Source organism: Vulcanisaeta sp., assembly GCF_049966235.1.
Taxonomy (GTDB): domain Archaea; phylum Thermoproteota; class Thermoprotei; order Thermoproteales; family Thermocladiaceae; genus Vulcanisaeta; species Vulcanisaeta moutnovskia.
In genome coordinates, this window is record NZ_JBMFVA010000002.1 from 64,204 (window position 1) to 85,435 (window position 21,232).

Here is a 21,232-nt window from a genome sequence, read left to right on the forward strand (position 1 = left end):
TCCTGAGTGAAATCTTAATAGCTTATTAATTATCCGTATTAATGATGGGTAGGAGGTTAACGGTTGATGACTTGAAATTAGTGAGGATGATTCATGATTTGGACGCGGATGCTGATAATAATATCATTGCTTTTACGGTTTCGAAAATAGCGGATTCTCTCGAGGATTATGAAAGGAATATCTGGATTTTTGACGGTAAGGTTTTGAGGCAGGTTACTAGGGGTAATAGTGATTTTTCACCAAGGATCCTAAGTGGAAATAAGGGCTTAGTATTCCTATCAAGGAGAGGTCTCGGTAAGGATAAAACAGGCGTTGAGGTTTGGTATTTGCCCTTTAATGGAGAGGCCGTAAAGATCGCACATATTGAGGGTGGTGTTAGTAATTTACGTATAATTAATGATACCATGTACTTCATTAGTAATGTTGGTCCGATACAGGAGGATGTGAAGTTCGTTGATGAATGGCCTCTTTGGTTTAATGGTAGGGGTTTCATACATACGTTTAAGTCGCACCTGTTCTCGCTTGATCTGAATGGCACCATAAGGCAGATTACAAGCGGTGACTTTAATGTTGTTACGTACGATGTAGAGCCTAGTGGTAAGAGGGTTGCGGTGGTTGTAAGTACCAGCAGGTTTAAACCGTATAGGAATGAGGTCTGGGTGCTAAACCTAGAGAGTAATGAGAGATACACCGTATTAAGTAACTATAGCGTATCGGTGATCAAGTGGTCACAGGACGGAAAATACCTTGCGTTAATTGGTAATGATCTTCATAGAGGCCTTGTGACTCATGACCACGTTTTACTCATAAGATCAGAGGGTGGTGAGGTGGTTGATTTGATGAAGGGTGTTGATAGGAATGTTGGTAACAGCCTCAATAGTGATGTTAGGGGTTCACCACCGCCAATCAAGCTTCAGTGGGTCAATGATTGGGTTTACTTCATAATGATGGATGGCGGGTTAGCAAAGCTTGCTAGGGCTAATGTCCATGGTGGTGTTGAGACAGTGATTGGCAGTGAGAGGAGTGTTGAGGATTTCGTGGTCATGAAGGACGGTACAATATACTTCATATCCATGGATCCACTAAGACCTACTGAATTGTATAAATGGTATAATGGCAGTGAGGAAAGGATAACAAACCTCAATGACTGGGTTGATTCTGTAGAGCTTTCGAGACCTGAACCATTTAGGTTCCACGCTAGTGATGGTAGAGAGGTTGAGGGTTGGGTAATGAGACCTATCGAAATTAAACAAGGTGTTAAATACCCAGCGATCCTTGAGATTCACGGCGGTCCAAAGACCGCTTATGGTTACTCGTTCATGTTTGAGTTCCAGTTGTTAGCTAACGAGGGCTTTGCCGTTATCTTCATGAATCCAAGGGGCAGTGATGGTTATGATGAGGAATTCGCAGATATACGTGGGCATTATGGCGAGAGGGATTATGAGGATTTAATGGAGGGGCTTGACTATGTAATTAAGAACTATGACTTTATAGACCCGAATAGGTTGGGTGTTATTGGTGGTTCGTATGGTGGGTTCATGACTAACTGGATAATAACCCACACAGATAGGTTCAGGACGGCAATCACTGACAGATCAATATCTAACTGGATTAGTTTCTTTGGTGCGAGTGATATTGGTCCTTACTTCGCCAATGACCAAATAGGCGGGAATGAGGATAGGGACTTCTGGTCAAATCTAGAGAATTACATGGCTAAATCACCAATTATGTATGTGAAGAACGTCAGGACACCACTATTGATAATACATTCGTTAGAGGATTATCGTTGCTGGTTCGAACAAGCAATACAACTATACACGGCACTGAAGTACTTGAATAAGGAGGTCAGGATGGTCGTATTCCCAGGAGAAAACCACGACCTATCCAGGTTTGGTAAGCCTAACCATAGGATTGTTAGGTTGAGGACTATCGTTGATTGGTTCAACGGTAAATTAAAGGCGTAATTACTGAGTCCTTTTTAGTTCCTCAATTACGTCCTTAGTCACATTCATTACCCTAACGCCCCTCTCAATAGCCCTCCTAACGATCTCGACTCTCTTCCTAAGTCCAACGGTTCTCCCAATGACGATAGCCTCGGTATTAGGGTCAACCTTATCAACCTCCTCAGGCCTATGAACAATCACAAGCTTAAAGCCGCTTGGGTGTAGGTTCCTGACGAGCTTGGGTTTTCTATAACCAACCTTAACCCTCTTCGGGTAACCCTTAATCTCAAGCCTAATCTTATTATCATTACCCCTGGGCTTACGCCAGTGCTCGCCATGGGCGACCCTAAGATACCTCCATTCATCCATCCTCATCCAACGCGGTTCTCTCCTCTCCATCAATAACCTAAGCCTTAATAACCGTCTCAACTTATCACTCAAGGAAACTCTTGGTCTTGGTAACTTCACCTCCTTAACCTCAGGCTTAGTCTCTGGTTTAGCCGCTGCCTGCTCAGGAGCTTGCTGGGTCTGTTGTGCCTGTTCCTCTGCCTGTTGAGAAGGTGTCTGCTCCTCAGTCTGTTGAGTAGTCACTTGCTCATTAGTTGTTTGCGATTCCATTGCTTGCTGCTCCGTGGGTTTATTCTCTTCCGTGGACATCGCAGAAGCACCTAGTTAATGCCTTTTTAAATTTACCACATTAATAAACATACGCAACTAATACACCACCAACATTTAACTGCCTAGCCTCTAGATGTGATAATACACCCTTTGATGTGCTTAGGATTAGTATGCCGACATTCCTGGCCGGTAAGTACTTCTCCTCCCAACCCATTAACTCGGAAACCTTAACATTAAATCGAGGCTTAATTGCAGCAACATCATTGATTTTTCCAAGGAGTTGAACCTTGAACTTACCACCCCTACCATCCTCAATGAACTCAATCTCACCAACATAACCATATCTCTGCATAACCCTAAGAACATTACCCACAAGCTTAGAAGACGGCCAAATAATCACTTCCCTATGTCCCCTAGCCTCCGCATTCTTTATCATCATTAAAGCGCTGGATAGGACGTCAAGCATTACCATACAACCAACGCACAGATCCGCAAATTAAAAACTTTACTGAACCATCAGTGAAGGACCACGTCATCAAGGCTCAGCCGTACTCCCTAACATCATAGCATTAAAAATATCTCCTTAGGATTTAAATGCTTGATTTTATCGTAAGCATGTTATTGAATATATTTCTATGTACTTATATTAGATAAAATATTAATAAATATAACTGTTCATAAAAGATTAGAAACCTCAAAATACAATAAAATAAAGCCGAATAATTAGTTAAATTATGATTGTCCTAATTAATGGCAGAATAGTTGGCGATGAATACACGGGATGCGCTTTATGCGGCGACAACAGAAGAACAGGGACTTACTTAAGTATTGACGGCACCCTTAGGTGCAAGATGTGTGGTAAGCCATGGATAGGTTTTTACCAAGAAGTGGCCGGCATGAAATTATACTTCTGCTGTGGAGATCATTATAAGGAATTTAGGAAAATAATAGAGAGAATAATTACAATAAGCGGTAAATCAAGAATAAAAGTAATATCAATCTCCATAAATGGAGGAGAAAGAACCATAAGAATCGAAAGTGAAAATAGTAAAGAAATATCCATAAATGAACCAATGTTTAACTTAACTAAAACATAATCCTTCGCTTTTATTTTTAATAAATCACATATAACTCAATAAAAATTCACTGATCGATAATGTAAGGATTAAATAATTAATTTGGTGGGGCCGCCGGGATTTGAACATACCCCGCATACCCATTAAGGTATGCGACCGGGTTCACCGGCTTCGTGCCAACCCATTCATCGGGGCTGGTGCCCCAGGCCGGCATCCTAGCCAGGCTAGACTACGGCCCCGCACCTTAAGTCTCAATAGTTAGTTTTTATGTGTTTCTGTGATACTGTGTTTTAGGTAATTAATGCTTCCTCCTCTCAAATCCCGGTAGGTTTATTTTATCATAATACTTCTTCATATATTCTCTCTATGTATTTTCTATCCTCATTACATAATGGTTCCGCCCTATTCATAACGTTATCGAATTTTACCACGCAATATGTAATTAATTCCCCTGTATCTACTTGATAAATCGCAATGAGCATCTTTACGCCGTTTAATACTTCGTTATAGTGAAGAACGCTCATGCACAACGACTTATTCCTAAGGCCTAGGTAGTTAGCTAAGAACTCCATAACACGTTTATAAAGTGCGTAGTCAATCATTGAGTTGGAAATAGAAAGTAAATACTAATAAACCATTATCCATTAGGGTTGCGGTTAGGACACGGCCTTACCCTCATTGCCCTTCTTCGGTATCATGGCTCTGTATATTAGGTCCATTAACCCTGTGAATGTTACCTCTTGGCTATGCATTTTATTTAGTTTTGGTAATACCCTGTCCATTTGTAATTTGCAGGCTGCGCATGGCACTACAATGCAATTAGCGCCCTTATTGACTACTCTTTGGTACCAGAGTTCTGCGTACTTAATGGATAATTCCTCCATCTCCCTCGCTAGCATTCCACTTGTTCCTCCACAGCATATAGCTAATTCAGGTCTTTCATTCAACTCTATGTAACGCGACACCACACTATTCATGATGAACCTCGGCTCCTTAACCAGATCCCCACCTCTTGCGTAGTGACATGGATCCATGTATATATACACTAAATCACTATTAACTAAAGAATCGAGCCTAATTAAATTCCTCCTTATAGCATCCGCGGCTATATAGAGTATGTGCGTTCCTTCAATGCCATACTCCCTAAGCCTTGGTATTACGTAATTCTTAAACACCCTCCAACCATGTCCACATTCACCGGCTATTACAAGCTTCACGCCCAACCTACGTGCCTCTTCAACAATTTTCTCGGCTATTAACCTCATGTGTCTTTCATCCATGAATAAGCCGTAATTTGTTATGTCCGGTGTCTTTGTACTTAGGGTAAAGTCTATACCTAATTCATTAAGTAGTAGTATGTAACCCTTAAATGTATTTATTGCTACGGTATAATCGGCACAAGCCGATGGGAGCAATAATGCGTAGGCAGGCTCATTAATCTTAATATTAACGTAAACGCCCTTCTCAAGCCTTACTTCATCAACCAAATTTAGTATTATTTCCTTAAGGGCGTCCTCGGGTAGGCCTAGGAAGTTTCCAGTGAATTCCAGGTTATTAATTACTCCAGCCACGTAGTTAGGAGCCAAGCCAATTTCATAGAGTAGTGACCTAATGGTTCTCGATATATCAGCAATATCAACACCGAAGGGACAGACCCATGCACATCTCCTACACGTGAGGCACTGCCAGAAGTACGTATACGCCTCATTAATTAGTTTACTATCAAAATAACTACGTATTAATAGCTTAGCCAGTGTTATTCTCCCTATTGGTGAGTTCTTAATATTACGTGTTGCTAAATATGCGGGGCATACCGTTAGGCACGCACCACAACCCACGCATAGACCCAGGGAAATGACTAGGTTCCTATTATTCCGTACCTTCGCAATCAACGACTCCCTTAGCCTAATTAAGTCATAGCGATCTAGCTTAAGCCCAATCCTACTATGAAGCTTCTCCACTAAGTCTGTAGGTGCTTTTTCATGTCTATACTCATTCATTACCTGTTTGATTTTCATCATCAATACCTTAATACATTATTATCTGTGCAAAATGTGCATATTGGTAAGGAATAATGTCCTTCATTAATACTAGGTATCATAATTCCATACCTTACGGAACAAAATCTTTTAAAGGCAATACTCGCGTTGGGTCTTCGTGGTTAAGCTACTGAGCTTTTACCAAGACAGGGACACCAAGAAGCCTACTGGTGGTTATAGGGCTAGGCCATATAAGGTTAAGAAGAAGGCACTGGGCGGCGGCTCACCAACAAACACAACATTGTCAAGCAATGACACTAGGAATGTAATTAGGGTCTTTGGTGGTAATGTTAAGGTTAAAATTGTGGGTGCTCAATATGCAAATCTGTACATACCTAAGGAGGGTAAGGCGGTTAAGGTGAAGATTCTCAGAGTCCTTGAAACACCAGCAAATAGGGAATTGGCTAAGAGGGATATTATCGTTAAGGGCGCAATTATCGAGACAGAGAGAGGCAGAGCCGTGGTCACGTCAAGGCCTGGACAGGATGGCGTAGTAAATGCGGTGCTCCTTGAGAAGTAGCCCCAGTAAAGCATTATTAATTAGTGTTTTCCTGATTAATCGTGGATAAGAGTGATTATTGGATTATATGGACGGTGTACTTCGACTCAAGTAGGAGTAGGGGCTTTGGTAGGAGAGTTCCAAGTAGTATGGCTGTGAGGTCCCCAACAATCGAGGAGTTGGTTAAGGCAGTTAGTAACCTGGGCCTTGAATTCGAGGTTTATGGCGACAAGAAGCACCCGAGTAATTGGTTTGATGGCCCATATGGTTACATTGCTGTTAGGAAGGACTCAGTAATTAAGAGATTTGGTTCAATGAATAAGAGGAGGCTGCTCATGCTAATAGCCAAGGAAATAATTAGAATTAGGCAAACCACGGTGCAGTTAAAGGGCGTCTAATTGCTCATGTTAATTACTAGCCTTAGGTTCATCATATCGTTAATTGCACGAAGTAATGACAATAATAGGTTCTTATTTGTTGGTGAGTTAACTATTAAATTAATTATGTCCTCAGGCTTATCGAGTGAGGATGGGTTAACATCCGTGGGTATGGGCATGTTAAGTTCAATCTCTATTTCACTAGAACCCGCAGACATTACCTTTAATACTACGTTATTTCCATAATCCTTAAACCAGTAATTATCATCATCACTTTTCCTGAACCCCATCCTTTCGAGGATCCTTACGAACATATGCCTCACTGAACCGCTTAGCTCGTTTATATTATTTGCTCTCTCATATGTGAATTATTATTATAGCCAATAACGCAAGTAGTATCGCTGATATAACGAGTCTTCTACCCCTATATGGACTTATGCCACTAAGCCATAGGAACCCACCAATAATGCCAAAAAGTATTGCGAGTGCTTCGGAAGCACTGTATATCACACTCTTTAAGAAATTAGTGAAGGATATCAGGTCCGCCAATGCTGTATTAATAATATTCTCAGTACCATTAGTTATTGAGTCCATGAAGCCATTTATCGTACTCGTCACATTAGTCGCTGCATTATTAAGGTTATCAATGTTCTGTGAAGCATGTGCAATAATTGGCGTTACTAATGTGATTAATATTACGAGGAATATTTCCAAGGCCTTCCTCATTTTCTCACCAATACTTTAATTATCATTACGATTTATAAATTACTTTCACTGAACTCCTTCGTCAATAACAATTAATAAAAGATTTATATGATTATAATAAGTGAATTATTTGTATGAGCATGAGAATACCTAGGGCATTAACAATAGCAGGTCTTGATTCAGGTGGTGGTGCTGGTATTACGGCTGATCTAAAGACGTTTCATGCACTTGGGGTTTATGGCATGGTCGCATTAACGGCAGTAACAGCACAAAATACCCTTGGTGTTAAGGCCGTCCAGGAGATTGACCCATTAGTAGTTGAGAACCAGATAAATACTGTGGCCGAGGACATAGGTGTTGATGCAGCTAAGACAGGCATGTTAAGTAGTTCGCAAATCATGGAGGCTGCAGCCCGTGCAGTAAGGAGATGGGGATTCCAGCTTGTTGTTGATCCTGTGATGTACGCAAAGAGTGGTGATCCTCTCATTAGGCCTGAGGCCATGGAAACACTAAGGCGTGTAATAATACCCATTTCTAAGATCGTAACTCCAAACGCGCCTGAGGCTTCCCACCTTGCTGGTTTCCGTGTCGAAACACTAGATGATGCTAAGAGGGCTGCTAAGTTTATTGCCGAAGAACTTCACCCAGAGATTGTTATTATCAAGGGTGGTCACTTAACTGGTAATGAGAGTATTGACATTGTTTACTTCAGAGATTCAGGTGAGTATAGGGAGTTGAGGGCTCCCAGAATAGATACAAAGAATACACACGGCACTGGTTGCTCATTCTCAGCAGCCATAGCCGCTGGATTAGCTAAGGGTTTAAGTCCTTGGGACGCTATTAAACTGGCTAAGGAATTTATAACCACGGCCATTAAGTACTCATTACCTCTTGGCCATGGCCACGGCCCCGTCAATCCAATGGCGTGGCTCGAGCTTAGGGCCTATAGGGCTGATGTTATTGATGAATTAAATAAGGCGTTGAGGATTATCGAGGATAATGCCGACCTAATTGGGAATTACATACCCGAGGTTCAGTCAAACCTAGGCTATGCATTACCCGCGTTTTATGCTAGGGACTTAAATGATGTTGCTGCCGTGCCTGGCAGGATTATTAAATACATGGGTAAGGCCAAGCCGAGCGGCCCACCGGCCTTTGGCGTTAGTTCCCATGTGGCTAATTATATACTTACTGCTATGAGGCATGACCCTGAGGTTAGGTCTGCAATGAATATTAAGTATGACGATAAGGTAATAGAGACTGCGAGGAAACTTGGTTATGTGGTTAGCAGTTACGATAGGAGACAGGAACCACCTGAGGTTAAGGCTAGGGAGGGTGCATCAATACCCTGGGGCACTGAGCAAGCCATAAAGAACGCTGGTAGGGTTCCTGACGTTATTTACCACCTTGGTGATTGGGGTAAGGAACCTGAGATCATAATACTTGGTAGAAATCCAACGGAGGTTGTTAGTAAGTTATTGGCGATATTAAGGCGTATTAACGAGAATCGGTTTTAATAATAATAATACTGCGGTAAAGCATCACTAAATTAAAACAACCTGAAGGTACTTATCCCCGCGCCTACTTATCTTGTACTTGCTAACCTTTCCATCCCTAAGAACAACAACCTCGCCACTGACATTCTTAGCCACAGGCCTCCAACTCGGTGAGAAGTAATACTCACTCCTCTTAAACTTGGACTTGGCCAATGGATAAGCATTGCCATTATACAGTATCACACCAACACTCCACTCAGGTGCCTTATCAACAAGTGATGAGTAATCCTCACCGCTCGTCATTTCCTCATTTCCTCCTTCGTTTTCAGGCTCTTCCTCGTACCTATCCTCGTCCTCCATTACATAAAGCTCAAACCACCTCTTTATATTTTTATCTAAGCACCGACAGTGTTAACGATAAATATGCGTAGTTAGGTAATACACTAAGAATAAGGCAGGGATTGAGTAATTTACCTCTTGAATCTTTTGGGTCTTAGGTTCTTGCTCTTACATCTCCTGCACTTCTCGGCACCCGGTGGGTTCCTGGCCCCGCATTCCCTGCATATCCAGTAATTGAATCTATGCTCAACAGCTATTCTAAGCTTTTCGGGGTCACTGATAGGCATCGTGGTTTATGGAGATAAGGGCCTTTTTATATTTTTACCTTCATGATAATTACTCAACCGGTACTATCGCCTTTATCTTAATCTCATCAAGCGGTTTTATGCCATACTTCTCCCTGATGTCCTTTGATATTGTGAACTGCCTACTCGCCGTATTCCTAGTCCTCAATAACTTAACCCTCTCAAGCATTATTTCCTGGCCGAAGTACTCAATGGTTATGTCCGCATACCAAACGTTTTCAATATTGAGAGCCTTAACTAAACTGGCTGGTATAAGGACTTGGTAATTTATGTATATCTTCGTTACATATGGTAGTTTAGTAATTACCATACTTCTCCTAACTCTCCTTACCCTAGAAATTCCAGACGCCATATCAAGATTATACATACTGATTTATTTATTAAAGTTTCTAATTAGGTTTAGAAAAATTAGGATGTAAACATGCCATAACAACGTACATAGTGAACTCTTTTAAAGGGCTTAGGCCTCACCATTGGATAATGAGTATTGCAATTGACGTATTAATAATGACCACACAACTAATTGCAATAGTGGATCCAGTAGGTGCGCTGCCAATAATGATTAGTATGCCGGGTATTGAAAAACCCGAGGTCTTTAGGAAAGCCCTTAAGATCATTGCTATTGCCGTACCAACACTACTGATGATCTTTGCCGTGGCCGGGCCGTACATATTAAGGGCCTTCAACATAAGCATTACCGATTTTAGAATAGCGGGTGGCATAGTACTCCTGGTAATAGGCATTGACACACTCCGTGAAGGTGCCCCAAGGACGATGGGCCTAAGCCCAGAGGACTTCATATTCACGCCAATAGTAACGCCGATGCTTGTTGGTCCTGGCGCAATAACCTCGGTAATGCTCTTCACCACCTATTATGGAACGCCCGAGGTAATAATTAGCATACTCATTGCGTCATTAATAACGTACTTAATCATTAGATTCAGCTTCACAATAATTAGGCTCATTGGGAGCAACATGCTTAGATTCATTGGTAGGTTCATGAGCCTGATAATAATGGCATGGGCAGTATCACTAATAATAGAGGGAATTAAGGAGGCATTATTGATTTAGTATAAATAATTATAGTGAGACTGAATGAAGAATTTTGAATTTTAGGCAATCTCCATGATTACCCTAGCCAATCTGCATTTGAGATGCGAAGAGATACCTCGGTGTTATGTATGGAAATAGGTGAGCTAGGCCATATACATTTATCTGCCCAAGGCCATCAACTGGGTTCCACTGGCCTTGAATAACCCAGTAAAGCCCATTCTCGCCACCAAGCGTCACAAACGTAGCTCCAGGTATTCCACTGATGAATCCACTAGTTGGGTATGCAGAACTCCATGCATAGAATTGACTTGGATAGTAGTAATACAGTAAGTATAGGTTGGGTGCTAAGTCACCGATATTAAATGAATCGCCAAGGTAGCTCTGTATCGTTGTTGTCATACCCGCAGATAATGGTGTTGCAAGGCTAGTACCACCCCATATGTATGGTGATAATTCACCATTAATAATCAAAAGAACACCAGTATATGGATCTGCGTCAGCTGCAATATCCGGGACACCCCTATGCCCAACCGTGTAGAAGTAAATACCCAAGTCTTGCTCATAAACGTAAGTCCTTTCATAAACAATATGTATCATTTCCTGGCCAGGCATCTCTGGGAAGGCGAAGGAGTAGCCACCGCCAGTACCCCACATGTAATGGCTATTCCAATCCCACGCATATTCAACACGATTAGTCATTACATAACTAATTACACCCTTAAGAGTCGTACCACCAACGCCAGTCACCCACGGATCACTGGCCGGATACCAAACACTGGGTTCAATGGGACTAACGAATAAGTCAAACGCGCCCCAATCACCCGCTGCTGCAAATACCCCGATGCCCTCTGCAGCTGCCTGCATGAATATCTCGTCGTAACCATAAAGTAGGTTATACGATGGAGGTGGCATGTAATACGCATCCTCAGGCGAGGCCCAGCTAAGGCTTATGAAGTTGGCTAGGTGATGAGCAACAACGTACTCAATATCTGTGAATAGATCATCACCTGACGTTGGCGATATAACAAGGAGTATCTTGGCGCCAGGGGCCATTGTGTGGGCATACTCAATATCCAGGGCTGTCTCGTAGGACCAACCCTTTGCAGTACTTAGATCACTTGACGTAAGTACCGGCGTACCAGTTGGGTAGATGATTGTGCATGAGGCTGGTGGTAAGCCGAAGAGAGAATTAAAGGTTGCCAGGTCATTGCAAGCAACGTTCTGGTAAACATATTGACCGGCCAATGTGAAGTTAACATCACCAAAGGCATCAACAATAGCTATTGTCAAGCCTTTACCTGCGTAACCGCTGGAGAGCAGTGGTAATTCATCATAAATAAATTCAAGGCCCTTAGGTAGCCATATTTCCACCTGATGATACCTTATTTGCATTGGTACTCCATTTATTACTGTAACATTGGTAGTTAATACGGAGTTCATGTTTGTTGTATTTAAAGGAATAGCTACGTACTGCGGCTTATAAGACGGCGTAACACTATTTACGTAGAAGTAACCTATTGGTATGCACTCACCCGATAGTATCCATTGTTGTATGTTGCTTGGTGCTGATTGTAGGGCCATTAGGAAGTTGTCTACTGCCGATGCATTGCCCGTGGCTTCAATGAGCATTGGGAAGGTGTAATTAACGATTAGACCGTACTTCTCAGCGAGATTCGTTATGTGACTAAAGACGTAACTAGGTGGCGAATACCACTTAGCAAACTCCTGAGGAGTAATGAATTCGTGGTAATACGGACTAAATGGGTTGTAATACGTTTGGCTTAGGAGGTATAGTAAGCCATTGGATGTGGTCACGTTATTAAGCCTCAACCAAATAATTACGTGGCTCAAGGTAGAACCTGATACCGTTGGTATTACCTCGGTGCATGTGAAGTATTGCGGAGTTGTTGATGGGCCTGGTGGTGGGGGTGCTTGGGCGTGGGCTATTATCACCATTGCCATGATTAGTATTAGCGCTGTTACTATTGGTATTGCCCTTGCCAGGCTCGTCATAGATTAATTAGTTGCTCTTATTGTTTTTAAACATTTCTCTTTATATCAATATTCCCTTTGATCAATTATTCTATTAATTACTTTGTTGTTCAAATTTTCTATTCCAAATGAAGAATATGCCTTATTAACCCAGGTCCTTAATCAATGCCTAATGTCGTTCAGACGAATTAGTCGTATTGGTTTCCTCCTAGTAACGGCTAATTCCCTAAGTGGTATTATTTGGGGTGCTAATTCCGTCATCCTCTCAATCTACATGCTAGGCATTGGGATTTCGACCACGCTCATCGGCATTGTACTTGGGCTCTTCTCATTGATAAATGCCCTTGGCTCATTAATTACTGGTTATCTAACGGACTACATGGACAAGGTCAGGCTCTTCACGGTACTGTCCATAATCAGCGGCTCCCTAATACTACTAATGACCACTGGCGTACCCATAATCGTTTCAACCGCTTACCTAATGACCGCATTATTCAATCGGTACGTGGTACTGACAGCCATAATTGGTGAATTCGCTAAGCAGAGAAACGTCTCGGATGAGGTTTTTAGCCTATCATCATCCTTCAACGTAGTCTTTAGCGTTGTTGGTTCTGCAATGGCCGTTCTACCCAGCTACCTCGGGCGTCTTGGTTACGAGCTAATCTTCATAGCCGAGGCAATAGCCGTTTACCTAACAATACCTCTAGTGCTCAATGCAATTAGGCATTTGGACCCGGTCATCGTGAATGCAAAGATTGAGAAGATCAGCCTTAGGGATTTGGGTAGGCTGCGTTCATCATGGCTAATAAAGAGACTGTTGCCCGAGGCGTTAATTGGCCTTGGGGCTGGCGTGATAATACCACTATTTAGCCTTTGGTTCTATCTTAAGTTTCACATAAACATTGCCAGCCTGGGCATTGTCTACGCCATATCCAACGCCACACTAGCCCTGGGCACGTTAATGGCACCGACAATATCAAGACTACTACGTAGTAGGGTGATTTCCGTGGTAACACTTGAGGGCTTGGCCACGGTCGTACTTGCAATAATGCCGTTAATATACGACCTACCATTGTTACTAGCTCTTTTCATAATTAGGAATACGCTCATGAACATGGCAAACCCATTACTGACATCACTCATTAATGAATTAGTGCCTAGGGAAGAGAGAGGTCGTGTATTCGGTATTTGGAATATGATATCCTCAATACCGCGAGCCGTCGGCCCAGGCATCGGTGGTTACCTAATGGATATTGGTTATTTAGACCTGCCCCTGTACATAACTTCCGTACTCTACGCCATTGCCGTGGTGCTATTCTATGCATTACTAAGGGGCGTTGAGGGAAGGATTAGGATTGTTCACGGTACTTAATGCATGTCTTATTTCTTTAGTTGCCACAGGAAAAATATTAATTAATCGGGTCTTTTTGTGACTCTGGCGTGAATTTTCAGGAGAGAGTATCGAGAAATATTAGAGATATTGGTGATTCACTTAGGGTACTGCTAGGTCCTGGTTGGTTAACCATGCTTGCTGACGTCGATGCGCCGAGTATACTTACGGCAATGCAGAGTGGTTATTACATGGGCTTGGCCATGGTTCCCTGGCTTATACTCCTAATTATACCCCTGTACTTTATTCAGGAATTGACCATAAGGGCAGCATTAGGTAGTGGTAAGGGTATGGGGACCTTGCTTAAGGAGGTTTATGGCGAGAAGATTGTGGCGATATCATTAATCGCGATGCTCATCATAGATGGCGCTGCGTATGTCAGCGAGTACGCAGCAATATCAGCAATAGGACTTCTCTTTGGAATTCCTGTCTTCGTTTCCGTGATCCTGATACTGACATTCCATACGGCCATAATACTAATGGGTGGTTCATATAAGAGGGTTGAGAATATATTATTGATTATTTCCGCATTTATTCTCGTTTACATAACTGCTTTCGCAGTAGTACCTGTGAAACCTCAGGAGACTTTTGATGCATTTCTGTCTATTTTCACACCTAGTTCATACATTAATTCATTATACGTTACATTACTCGCGGCCAACATTGGTGCTGTGGTAATGCCCTGGATGCTTTATTACCAGCAATCGGCGATTGTCGATAAGGGGTTAAGAAGGGAGCATTATACTCATGAGAGATTTGAGACGATTATGGGCGCCATAATAAGTGAGGTGTTAATGATTGGTAGCCTATTGGTTGGTTATTGGCTTAGGATTAAGGGTGGGGTTGTTGATGGCTTTCAATCAGCACTTCTTTCCATTGACAAGATCATTAGTCCGTACTGGTTCGTAGTAGCTGCCATAGGCATGATAGCAGCGGCGTTACTCGCCATATTCGTGATAAGCCTGGGCTTCGCCTATGGACTTAGCGAGTACTTCAATTGGCCCTCAGGACTTAGTAAGAGGATGTGTGAGGCCAGGGGCTTTTACGCATTTTACGTGGTTGAGGTTGTACCCGCTGCCCTGATAATAATATTCATGAGAGACCTCGTTAACTTAATATTGGGGATCATGGTCTTCAACGCCATAGCCCTCGCCATACCCACCTACTTATTGATAAGCCTAGTTTCGAGGAAAGATGTCGTTGGGGAGTATGCAATAAGTAGGGCTCGAACTATTGTGCTTTATGTGGTAACAACTATGCTCGTCGTTTCAGGTATTTACGCCGCAATAATGGCAATTTAGGCGATGCCTAAGGAATAAGGTTTAATTAGATCTTTATTAAGTGTAGTAGTTGGGTCTGAGCGTGAGGATATCCAATAGAGAATTTCTATACCTATTAGTAATTAAGGGGATGAATGAGAAGGGTTCTGGGGCCACAATATTCAGTGTTGCTAAGGCTCTCGGCATATCAACCGCAAGCGCTTACGAGGAGGTAAATCACTTGATTAGGAAGGGTTTCGTGGAGAAGAGAGATAATGGCATCTTCATTACTGATGAGGGCATTAAGGAAATGAACTCATTAATCAGAGCCCATAGAGTTATTGAAACCCTACTTGTCAAGGCAGGTATTGACCCCGATAAGGCCTGCGAACTGGCTAAGATGTTCGACGATGCATTACCCGAGGAGGTTGTAGAGAAGCTTTATGATTACCTGGGAAGGCCAAATAAATGCCCCCATGGCAGGGATATACCTAGCCCTAACTCGTGATTGAACAAATATACTATATAAATGATAATGCTTAATAAGGAGCCTATAGTGCAACACTTAATGAAGTACGTATGGGTTAATGGTAAGTTAATACCTGAAAAGGAAGCTACAATACCAATACTCACGCATGCGCTACATTACGGTACATCAATATTCGAAGGTATAAGGGCTTACTGGAATTCTGACAATAATAATCTATATGTATTTAGGGCTAGGGATCATTACGTTAGGTTTCACGACTCGGCTAAGATAATGAGCATTAAAGTTGGTTATAGCGTTGATGAGCTAATTGATGCAACCGTGGAACTATTGAGAGCCAATGATGTGCATGAGGATGTTTATATAAGACCAATAACCTTTGTATCTGCAAGTACCGTTAACCTAGACATTAGGAACCTTGATGTAACCACAGCAATAATAACGGTACCCTTCGGACATTACCTAGAACCTAAGGGCATTAAGGCCAAGGTAGTTAGTTGGTTAAGGGTTCATAATTCCATGTTCCCAATGAAGGCCAAGGTAAGTGGCATTTACGTTAATTCTGTAATTGCAATAATAGATGCCAAGGTGTCGGGATTTGATGAGGCCATATTACTTAACCGCGACGGTTATGTTGCTGAGGGAAGCGGGGAGAACATATTCATTATTAAGGACGGCATACTATACACACCACCAGTATATGACTCAATACTCGAGGGTATTACGAGAGATACCATAATCACAATAGCAAGGGACCTAGGCTTAACAGTTACTGAGAAAAGAATTACCAGGGAGGAATTATATACGGCGGATGAGGTCTTCTTCACGGGAACTGCTGCTGAGGTAACTCCGGTAGTAAACATTGACGGTAGGGTCATTGGTAATGGAGAACCAGGCCCAATAGCCCTCAAGGTAAGGAGTTATTATATGGATGTGGTTCACGGTAGGGTCAGCAAGTACAAGAACTGGCTCACACCGATTTACTAATGATCAATGATTTATTAAATCAAATGGTTTTTAAGTAATAGGTCTTCCGTTGATTATTGTGCGTATCAATCGAGAAATTATTTATTATGCAATTACGATATTCCTAATGACCTTCGCCATACGTGCAACAAATAACATGATCGGAACCACAGCACCTTTACTGGCTAGGTATGACCTATTATTCTCTAATTATTTAGTTGGTTTGTTGGCATCATTGGTTACTGCCGTAAATCTCACATCTATTCTATTTATTAATGCTAGATTACCTGGGTCAACAAGGAGGTTACTATTCATTATTTCAAATGCATTAATAATAATCCTACTGCCAATGTACTCCCTAGCTAATTCCCTCAGTATCTGGTTAGTATCTATACTTACTGGATTTGCGTATGGCTTAATAATGCCCAACATAATGACATCAGCAAGTATTATAGGTGATCAAACCACCGCAGAGAGATTACTTGTGCTCTATACCCTAGCCCTTAGTACGAGTTTAGTTGTGGGTCCATTATTTGAAACATACTTGTTGACCCGATTTGGCTATAGGTACGTATTCCTACTGTTTATACCACTGGCAATACTCTCCCTCGCCCTATCATTTAGGGTACGATTCCCGCCAGACCCTAGGGAACCAAGAATACGCATTGATTCAGGTAGGATACTTAGGAACAAGGGCTTAATATCGGCCATGCTCGCGAACTCCACATACAGTATACCGTTTATTGTCTTTACGGCATTCATAGCAATATACGCACAGAGCATATACCACGTTAGTAGATACTTGGCTTATTTCTCATTCGTACCATTCTTCCTTACCTCCTTCCTTACCAGGCTTTACCTAACCATTTATATCCCAAGAAGTCTATTCAGGCCTATGGCCATTTCCATAGTACTAACCGTAATAGGTATTACCCTGCTCTACGCATCACCTAATTACGCAATATTCATAGCATCTATGGCAATACTCGGCATACCTCATGGCTCGACATACCCTCTCTCAACGCTTATGATCAGTAGGGGAACAAGTATTGAGGAAAGGAACACCGCCAATTCTTACTTCTCGGCATTTCAAGGCATACTAGGCATAGTGGTTCCAGCATTATTTGGAGTTTCGGCGGATTTAATTGGAATTAGATTATCAATGGCTCTGCTCCTAGTTCCAGTAATTACCGTGGCCATTATATTCACAAGATTTTACCTAAACTCAGGCCTTGAACCATTTAAACCTGGAATACCCTCCTCTCATTAAGTAGGTTCTTGAGCCTATCAATTGGTTCCGTGGACACAGGTTCAACACCCAACAATTCAGCTAATGCAAGGGTTACAATTCCTAGGTAGGTTACGCCATAAATCTCCGTCTCGAGAGGTGTCTTACCCTCAAGCTTAACAATTATTGACCTTGCCCCGAATGAGGATATCACGTCAATGAGCACCTCCTCATACAAGCCCTCATAGTCACTAGGTCCCATTATCGCCACATGCTTTAAACAGCCTTGCTTTGTGATTACCGCAGCTATGTCATTATGAGCACCCTCAGGCACTACGGAAATCACTGAGTAGTACTTGGCGTTTTCGTTGAGGTCGTTCTTAAACCTAATACCAACGCCACGCCTACTCTCCGTAACCCAAACCACGGGTATTGAATCCACTAACTGCCTGGCCAGGTTTACCGCATCGTCAACGTGCTTAAGGGCATTCTCAATCCCGGTAATACCGCTCTCTAACTCATTAGTCACTGAGGCAATGCCGAATCTCTCAAGGATGATTAACGCCGGGTATAGTAGTGCCGGTAATCCATACCTGGGCGCCGAGACCTTTGGAATCAGGACAACGGGTACGCCCTTACCACTAAGTACCGCACTTAATTTACCGCCAGTCGTAATACCAACCACTGGGTATCCCCGGGACAGAGCCTCATTAGCGCTCATTATAGTCTCGGCAGTGTTGCCCGAGTAACTAATGGCTATGACCAAAGGCCTCGATAACCTCCTCGGTAACCTCATGTTCTTACTAACGATTATGGGCACCCTACAATCCCAGAACCAACACAGGTCACTTAATAAATCGCCAACAACGCCCGACCCACCCATCCCAGTAATAACCACTGAATCAATCTCAGCACCATAATCAATGACCTTACCATCGATACTCAACCTAACACTCCTCAGATCCATGGGCACATTAAGTATCGACTCCCTTGCGAGTGACGGCCATTTCGGGTAGTCAATCAGGTTCATCAGGATTATTAAAACTAAAGCCTTTGTAAGCTTTAAGTACGCGTAAAAATATGATGCAGTCGATGTACTAGCCCTGGCAGTTTAAGTTGTTGAATGGGTTTTGGTAGTAGCTCGTAGCATTCACTATGAATCCAAAGGTTGGTATTCCAAAGGCATTAGATGCAGTTATTATTGTGACGTACCAATTTACATAATTCGCGTTGCTCGTTGGTACATATATTGCTAATGCAGTTTGTTGAACGTTGATTTGGGTGTTCAATGGCACGAGTGGGCTTATTAAGTCAACGAAAATGCCGAAGGGCCTTAGGAATTCTGCCAATGCCGAGCTCGCGGTTTCAAGCCCCAAGCCACCCAACTCATACCCAAGCTCGGGACCACTCAACCGGTACTGCTCATCAACGCTCTCCAATAATATGCTCCATGCAAGCTCGTTAGGTCCTTGACCTGGGTTTAATATTGTGCATCCAGGCCCATTACTCCCCTCTTGCCAGCTTGCGTATGTTACCACAGTTGATTGATTTAGGACTGGGTAGCCAAGCTCCTGCTCCGCGAGTGGTATCAAGCCGTTGTATATGTACGATATCGGCCCATTACCGAAGTCGTAATTACCTGGGAGTGCTTGGGTTGAGGTTGATGAGCCGGCGGGCGTTGATACACTTATGACCTCAACAACAGGTACCTGCCCCACGTACTCGTAAATTCCGAGGCGCATGTTGTATACGTACTCGCTGTAGTTAACTATGGCGAATGTACCCTCATAATAAATATACATACTACCCCCACCAACAACAGAGCTAGTAAGTATATCGCCTGTATTCTCAGCCCAATAGACATTCTCGCTATACGAGACGCCTATCGTACCGAACTGGCCATTATCGTAACCCGTGGCATACCAATCAGTGGCTCCTATAATCGAGGCTTGAAGTGCGAGGTTTAGTCCGTAATTCTCATACTCATTAACTATTCCGTTACTCCACGTCACCCAGGCCAGCGGTATTGGACCCGTGAAGCCGTCGCACATCGTTGTTGGCGAGTAGACCGTTGTGTAGTAGCCGGCTTCGTAGAATGTTGGTGGTGATGGGCCCTGCTCACTACAGTTATAGACCGTGTATGGGCCCACTTGGATTGGTTGGTCGCTCGGTATTGTCGGTGGTTTTGTTGGGATTAGCTTGAATGGTTTTGTTGTTAGGTTTATGTATGCTGTCAGGACTATGTACCTTACACTTCCCTGTTTGTTCATGACCCAACCAATGTTGTATGGTATTGAGACTGCGGTTATCCAACTCCTATTTGTTGCAGGGTCTATGTACGTGACGAATACGAGGAGTGATGTGTTGTACTCACCGATGCTTGGATTAAACAACAACCATTTATTAGCCACAAACCTCCAGTTGGTGTTGTTGAAGGGTAGGTTGACAACGGAGCCGAAGCCGTAGGCTATTGGGACAATGTGCCTAGGAGTCAGTCCATAAACAGCCACGAAGGCCGAGATTGGCACCACCCTAGAGCCATTGATTGCGTAGACCCTAACAATGAGGCCGGGAGGTGCTGAGGACTGGAGGGACCTGTAGTAGGAGGCGACACCGTAGGCAAACCTAATGCTCTGAATAGGGCTTGGCAGAGCCTCTACAGCAATGAGGAGTGAGAGGATAACCGACAGAGAGGCGATAGCAACAATTAAAGCCACGACAAACCACCCGCGTGGAGTGGTTTTCATGTTCATCGGGAGTTACTGATTTATGGGACTTCTTTATAACCCACCTATTCATAAAAAGTGATTCGAGCTAGGTTGAAAATCACCTACACCGGGCTTACCAACCCGTAGTAGTGCCCTCGCCTGTCTCGTTAAGGTGTTAGTCATAGTTTCCAGGGTCTTCCTGAACTATGTCCAATTATTTCCTTTGTTAAAGCCATGATTATTGGCTTAAATTATTAATATCAATAATATATCGATAATTAAGGTAGATTAAGATCGATGATCTATTGATCGATTAGTACTGCCGTAAATAGCAGAGAGTGGGGCTTAGGTCGTGGGAAACTCAGGACTGCTTAATAAGTGTGGTGATGCGCGCATATAGCTTCGTAAATGATGATTACTCATTTTTAAATTCAAGCTTAAAATATGGATTTAAACTCCAGTTATATTGGCTATTCATAAAATGCGATTTAGGGTTGTTATAAATGGCGATGTTGAGATTAGGAGGGAGTGGCCGTGGGATAGGGTATCGAGGGTTAAGGATAGGTTGAAGGAGCTTGGTTTTAAGTGGAATGGTGAGTATTGGTCTGGTAAGGTTTATTCCTTATCATTAATCAGGGAGCTTAAGGATCTCCTAGACCTGACAGGTGATGAGCTTGAGAGGGTAATGAGAGCTGTGGTAGTGAACTCGTCGGGAGGCGCCATAGGTGTCGAGAGCCTTGCTGGTCTTGAGG

General features: G+C 42.8%; 23 protein-coding genes and 1 tRNA gene. 11 read left to right on the forward strand and 13 right to left on the reverse strand.

Translation table 11 applies throughout. The annotated features are described in order from the left end of the window. Positions 1 to 44: 44 nt before the first annotated feature. Positions 45 to 1,964: a prolyl oligopeptidase family serine peptidase gene (locus ACP5L5_RS02040; RefSeq protein ID WP_428761260.1), complete on the forward strand. Its 1,920-nt coding sequence runs from the start codon at positions 45 to 47 to the stop codon at positions 1,962 to 1,964. Here ACP5L5_RS02040 and ACP5L5_RS02045 read toward each other — a convergent pair whose 3' ends face one another. Next, the gene (locus ACP5L5_RS02045) at positions 1,965 to 2,600 is read right to left on the reverse strand and encodes a 50S ribosomal protein L32e (RefSeq protein ID WP_428761262.1); all 636 of its coding nucleotides are present in this window, start codon (positions 2,598 to 2,600) and stop codon (positions 1,965 to 1,967) included. A 40-nt stretch (positions 2,601 to 2,640) separates the two neighbouring features. Beyond that, positions 2,641 to 3,033 carry a 30S ribosomal protein S8 gene (locus ACP5L5_RS02050; protein ID WP_013604128.1) on the reverse strand — a complete coding sequence of 131 codons (393 nt, stop codon included), beginning with the start codon at positions 3,031 to 3,033 and terminating at the stop codon, positions 2,641 to 2,643. A 262-nt stretch (positions 3,034 to 3,295) separates the two neighbouring features. On the opposite strand from ACP5L5_RS02050, the gene ACP5L5_RS02055 reads away from it, so the two are divergent. Next, positions 3,296 to 3,658, forward strand: coding sequence for a TA0938 family protein (locus ACP5L5_RS02055; protein WP_428761264.1), 363 nt, complete (start codon positions 3,296 to 3,298; stop codon positions 3,656 to 3,658). Between the two features lie 82 nt (positions 3,659 to 3,740). Here ACP5L5_RS02055 and ACP5L5_RS02060 read toward each other — a convergent pair. The 3 genes from ACP5L5_RS02060 to ACP5L5_RS02070 form a co-directional block, all read right to left on the reverse strand. Further along, positions 3,741 to 3,876, reverse strand: a tRNA-Pro gene (locus ACP5L5_RS02060). 99 nt (positions 3,877 to 3,975) lie between these two features. Next, entirely contained in the window at positions 3,976 to 4,239 is a 264-nt protein-coding gene (locus ACP5L5_RS02065; protein ID WP_013604126.1) for a hypothetical protein, read from the reverse strand. A 54-nt stretch (positions 4,240 to 4,293) separates the two neighbouring features. After that, on the reverse strand, positions 4,294 to 5,655 hold the full coding sequence (locus ACP5L5_RS02070) for a 4Fe-4S dicluster domain-containing protein (RefSeq protein ID WP_428761266.1): 1,362 nt from the start codon (positions 5,653 to 5,655) through the stop codon (positions 4,294 to 4,296). 139 nt (positions 5,656 to 5,794) lie between these two features. Here ACP5L5_RS02070 and ACP5L5_RS02075 point away from each other — a divergent pair, with 139 nt between their 5' ends. Together ACP5L5_RS02075 and ACP5L5_RS02080 are read left to right on the forward strand one after the other, a co-directional pair. After that, complete coding sequence (locus tag ACP5L5_RS02075; RefSeq protein ID WP_428761268.1) at positions 5,795 to 6,196, forward strand: 30S ribosomal protein S8e; 402 nt, start codon at positions 5,795 to 5,797, stop codon at positions 6,194 to 6,196. Between the two features lie 41 nt (positions 6,197 to 6,237). Then, positions 6,238 to 6,573, forward strand: a complete 336-nt coding sequence (locus ACP5L5_RS02080) for a signal recognition particle subunit SRP19/SEC65 family protein (protein WP_428761270.1) — start codon at positions 6,238 to 6,240, stop codon at positions 6,571 to 6,573. Here the strand turns inward: ACP5L5_RS02080 and ACP5L5_RS02085 are convergent. After that, a complete protein-coding gene (locus ACP5L5_RS02085; protein ID WP_428761271.1) occupies positions 6,570 to 6,866 on the reverse strand; it encodes a hypothetical protein in 297 nt (98 codons plus the stop codon). The genes ACP5L5_RS02080 and ACP5L5_RS02085 overlap by 4 nt on opposite strands. A 43-nt stretch (positions 6,867 to 6,909) precedes the next feature. After that, positions 6,910 to 7,278 carry a hypothetical protein gene (locus ACP5L5_RS02090; RefSeq protein ID WP_013604121.1) on the reverse strand — a complete coding sequence of 123 codons (369 nt, stop codon included), beginning with the start codon at positions 7,276 to 7,278 and terminating at the stop codon, positions 6,910 to 6,912. 113 nt (positions 7,279 to 7,391) lie between these two features. On the opposite strand from ACP5L5_RS02090, the gene ACP5L5_RS02095 reads away from it, so the two are divergent. Next, positions 7,392 to 8,774 (forward strand): bifunctional hydroxymethylpyrimidine kinase/phosphomethylpyrimidine kinase, encoded by a 1,383-nt coding sequence (locus ACP5L5_RS02095; RefSeq protein ID WP_428761273.1) that lies wholly within the window; start codon positions 7,392 to 7,394, stop codon positions 8,772 to 8,774. 27 nt (positions 8,775 to 8,801) lie between these two features. On the opposite strand, the gene ACP5L5_RS02100 is transcribed toward ACP5L5_RS02095, so the two are convergent. From ACP5L5_RS02100 to ACP5L5_RS02110, 3 genes are all read right to left on the reverse strand, one after another. Continuing rightward, positions 8,802 to 9,113: a hypothetical protein gene (locus ACP5L5_RS02100; protein ID WP_013604119.1), complete on the reverse strand. Its 312-nt coding sequence runs from the start codon at positions 9,111 to 9,113 to the stop codon at positions 8,802 to 8,804. A gap of 110 nt (positions 9,114 to 9,223) precedes the next feature. Further along, the gene (locus ACP5L5_RS02105; RefSeq protein WP_013337492.1) at positions 9,224 to 9,379 is read right to left on the reverse strand and encodes a 50S ribosomal protein L40e; all 156 of its coding nucleotides are present in this window, start codon (positions 9,377 to 9,379) and stop codon (positions 9,224 to 9,226) included. Between the two features lie 49 nt (positions 9,380 to 9,428). Continuing rightward, positions 9,429 to 9,764, reverse strand: coding sequence for an AbrB/MazE/SpoVT family DNA-binding domain-containing protein (locus tag ACP5L5_RS02110; protein ID WP_428761275.1), 336 nt, complete (start codon positions 9,762 to 9,764; stop codon positions 9,429 to 9,431). Between the two features lie 113 nt (positions 9,765 to 9,877). On the opposite strand from ACP5L5_RS02110, the gene ACP5L5_RS02115 reads away from it, so the two are divergent. Beyond that, positions 9,878 to 10,468 carry a MarC family protein gene (locus ACP5L5_RS02115; RefSeq protein ID WP_428761277.1) on the forward strand — a complete coding sequence of 197 codons (591 nt, stop codon included), beginning with the start codon at positions 9,878 to 9,880 and terminating at the stop codon, positions 10,466 to 10,468. Positions 10,469 to 10,531: 63 nt separating this feature from the next. Here ACP5L5_RS02115 and ACP5L5_RS02120 read toward each other — a convergent pair whose 3' ends face one another. After that, the gene (locus tag ACP5L5_RS02120; RefSeq protein WP_428761279.1) at positions 10,532 to 12,463 is read right to left on the reverse strand and encodes a S53 family peptidase; all 1,932 of its coding nucleotides are present in this window, start codon (positions 12,461 to 12,463) and stop codon (positions 10,532 to 10,534) included. A 151-nt stretch (positions 12,464 to 12,614) separates the two neighbouring features. Between ACP5L5_RS02120 and ACP5L5_RS02125 the strand changes: the two genes are divergently transcribed. The 5 genes from ACP5L5_RS02125 to ACP5L5_RS02145 all read left to right on the forward strand — a co-directional run bounded on the left by ACP5L5_RS02125 (position 12,615) and on the right by ACP5L5_RS02145 (position 17,814). Beyond that, positions 12,615 to 13,814, forward strand: coding sequence for an MFS transporter (locus ACP5L5_RS02125; RefSeq protein WP_428761281.1), 1,200 nt, complete (start codon positions 12,615 to 12,617; stop codon positions 13,812 to 13,814). A gap of 68 nt (positions 13,815 to 13,882) precedes the next feature. Next, positions 13,883 to 15,133, forward strand: coding sequence for an NRAMP family divalent metal transporter (locus ACP5L5_RS02130; protein ID WP_428761283.1), 1,251 nt, complete (start codon positions 13,883 to 13,885; stop codon positions 15,131 to 15,133). 109 nt (positions 15,134 to 15,242) lie between these two features. Next, a complete protein-coding gene (locus ACP5L5_RS02135; RefSeq protein ID WP_048057167.1) occupies positions 15,243 to 15,599 on the forward strand; it encodes a metal-dependent transcriptional regulator in 357 nt (118 codons plus the stop codon). Between the two features lie 60 nt (positions 15,600 to 15,659). Next, on the forward strand, positions 15,660 to 16,565 hold the full coding sequence (locus ACP5L5_RS02140; RefSeq protein ID WP_428761285.1) for a branched-chain amino acid transaminase: 906 nt from the start codon (positions 15,660 to 15,662) through the stop codon (positions 16,563 to 16,565). Between the two features lie 58 nt (positions 16,566 to 16,623). Further along, positions 16,624 to 17,814 (forward strand): MFS transporter, encoded by a 1,191-nt coding sequence (locus tag ACP5L5_RS02145; RefSeq protein ID WP_428761287.1) that lies wholly within the window; start codon positions 16,624 to 16,626, stop codon positions 17,812 to 17,814. On the opposite strand, the gene ACP5L5_RS02150 is transcribed toward ACP5L5_RS02145, so the two are convergent. Next, positions 17,786 to 18,802 (reverse strand): SIS domain-containing protein, encoded by a 1,017-nt coding sequence (locus tag ACP5L5_RS02150; RefSeq protein WP_428761289.1) that lies wholly within the window; start codon positions 18,800 to 18,802, stop codon positions 17,786 to 17,788. The genes ACP5L5_RS02145 and ACP5L5_RS02150 overlap by 29 nt on opposite strands. A gap of 67 nt (positions 18,803 to 18,869) precedes the next feature. After that, positions 18,870 to 20,489 carry a hypothetical protein gene (locus ACP5L5_RS02155; protein ID WP_428761290.1) on the reverse strand — a complete coding sequence of 540 codons (1,620 nt, stop codon included), beginning with the start codon at positions 20,487 to 20,489 and terminating at the stop codon, positions 18,870 to 18,872. Between the last annotated feature and the right edge of the window lie 743 nt (positions 20,490 to 21,232).

What these genes read in the sequence shown, in the direction of transcription:
- ACP5L5_RS02040 (WP_428761260.1), top strand. Translation starts at nt 45, where the DNA reads ATGGGTAGGAGGTTAACGGTTGATGACTTGAAATTAGTGAGGATGATT.
- ACP5L5_RS02045 (WP_428761262.1), bottom strand. Translation starts at nt 2,600, where the DNA reads ATGTCCACGGAAGAGAATAAACCCACGGAGCAGCAAGCAATGGAATCG.
- ACP5L5_RS02050 (WP_013604128.1), bottom strand. Translation starts at nt 3,033, where the DNA reads ATGGTAATGCTTGACGTCCTATCCAGCGCTTTAATGATGATAAAGAAT.
- ACP5L5_RS02055 (WP_428761264.1), top strand. Translation starts at nt 3,296, where the DNA reads ATGATTGTCCTAATTAATGGCAGAATAGTTGGCGATGAATACACGGGA.
- ACP5L5_RS02065 (WP_013604126.1), bottom strand. Translation starts at nt 4,239, where the DNA reads ATGATTGACTACGCACTTTATAAACGTGTTATGGAGTTCTTAGCTAAC.
- ACP5L5_RS02070 (WP_428761266.1), bottom strand. Translation starts at nt 5,655, where the DNA reads ATGAAAATCAAACAGGTAATGAATGAGTATAGACATGAAAAAGCACCT.
- ACP5L5_RS02085 (WP_428761271.1), bottom strand. Translation starts at nt 6,866, where the DNA reads ATGTTCGTAAGGATCCTCGAAAGGATGGGGTTCAGGAAAAGTGATGAT.
- ACP5L5_RS02090 (WP_013604121.1), bottom strand. Translation starts at nt 7,278, where the DNA reads ATGAGGAAGGCCTTGGAAATATTCCTCGTAATATTAATCACATTAGTA.
- ACP5L5_RS02095 (WP_428761273.1), top strand. Translation starts at nt 7,392, where the DNA reads ATGAGCATGAGAATACCTAGGGCATTAACAATAGCAGGTCTTGATTCA.
- ACP5L5_RS02100 (WP_013604119.1), bottom strand. Translation starts at nt 9,113, where the DNA reads ATGGAGGACGAGGATAGGTACGAGGAAGAGCCTGAAAACGAAGGAGGA.
- ACP5L5_RS02105 (WP_013337492.1), bottom strand. Translation starts at nt 9,379, where the DNA reads ATGCCTATCAGTGACCCCGAAAAGCTTAGAATAGCTGTTGAGCATAGA.
- ACP5L5_RS02110 (WP_428761275.1), bottom strand. Translation starts at nt 9,764, where the DNA reads ATGTATAATCTTGATATGGCGTCTGGAATTTCTAGGGTAAGGAGAGTT.
- ACP5L5_RS02115 (WP_428761277.1), top strand. Translation starts at nt 9,878, where the DNA reads ATGAGTATTGCAATTGACGTATTAATAATGACCACACAACTAATTGCA.
- ACP5L5_RS02120 (WP_428761279.1), bottom strand. Translation starts at nt 12,463, where the DNA reads ATGACGAGCCTGGCAAGGGCAATACCAATAGTAACAGCGCTAATACTA.
- ACP5L5_RS02125 (WP_428761281.1), top strand. Translation starts at nt 12,615, where the DNA reads ATGTCGTTCAGACGAATTAGTCGTATTGGTTTCCTCCTAGTAACGGCT.
- ACP5L5_RS02135 (WP_048057167.1), top strand. Translation starts at nt 15,243, where the DNA reads ATGAATGAGAAGGGTTCTGGGGCCACAATATTCAGTGTTGCTAAGGCT.
- ACP5L5_RS02140 (WP_428761285.1), top strand. Translation starts at nt 15,660, where the DNA reads ATGAAGTACGTATGGGTTAATGGTAAGTTAATACCTGAAAAGGAAGCT.
- ACP5L5_RS02150 (WP_428761289.1), bottom strand. Translation starts at nt 18,802, where the DNA reads ATGAACCTGATTGACTACCCGAAATGGCCGTCACTCGCAAGGGAGTCG.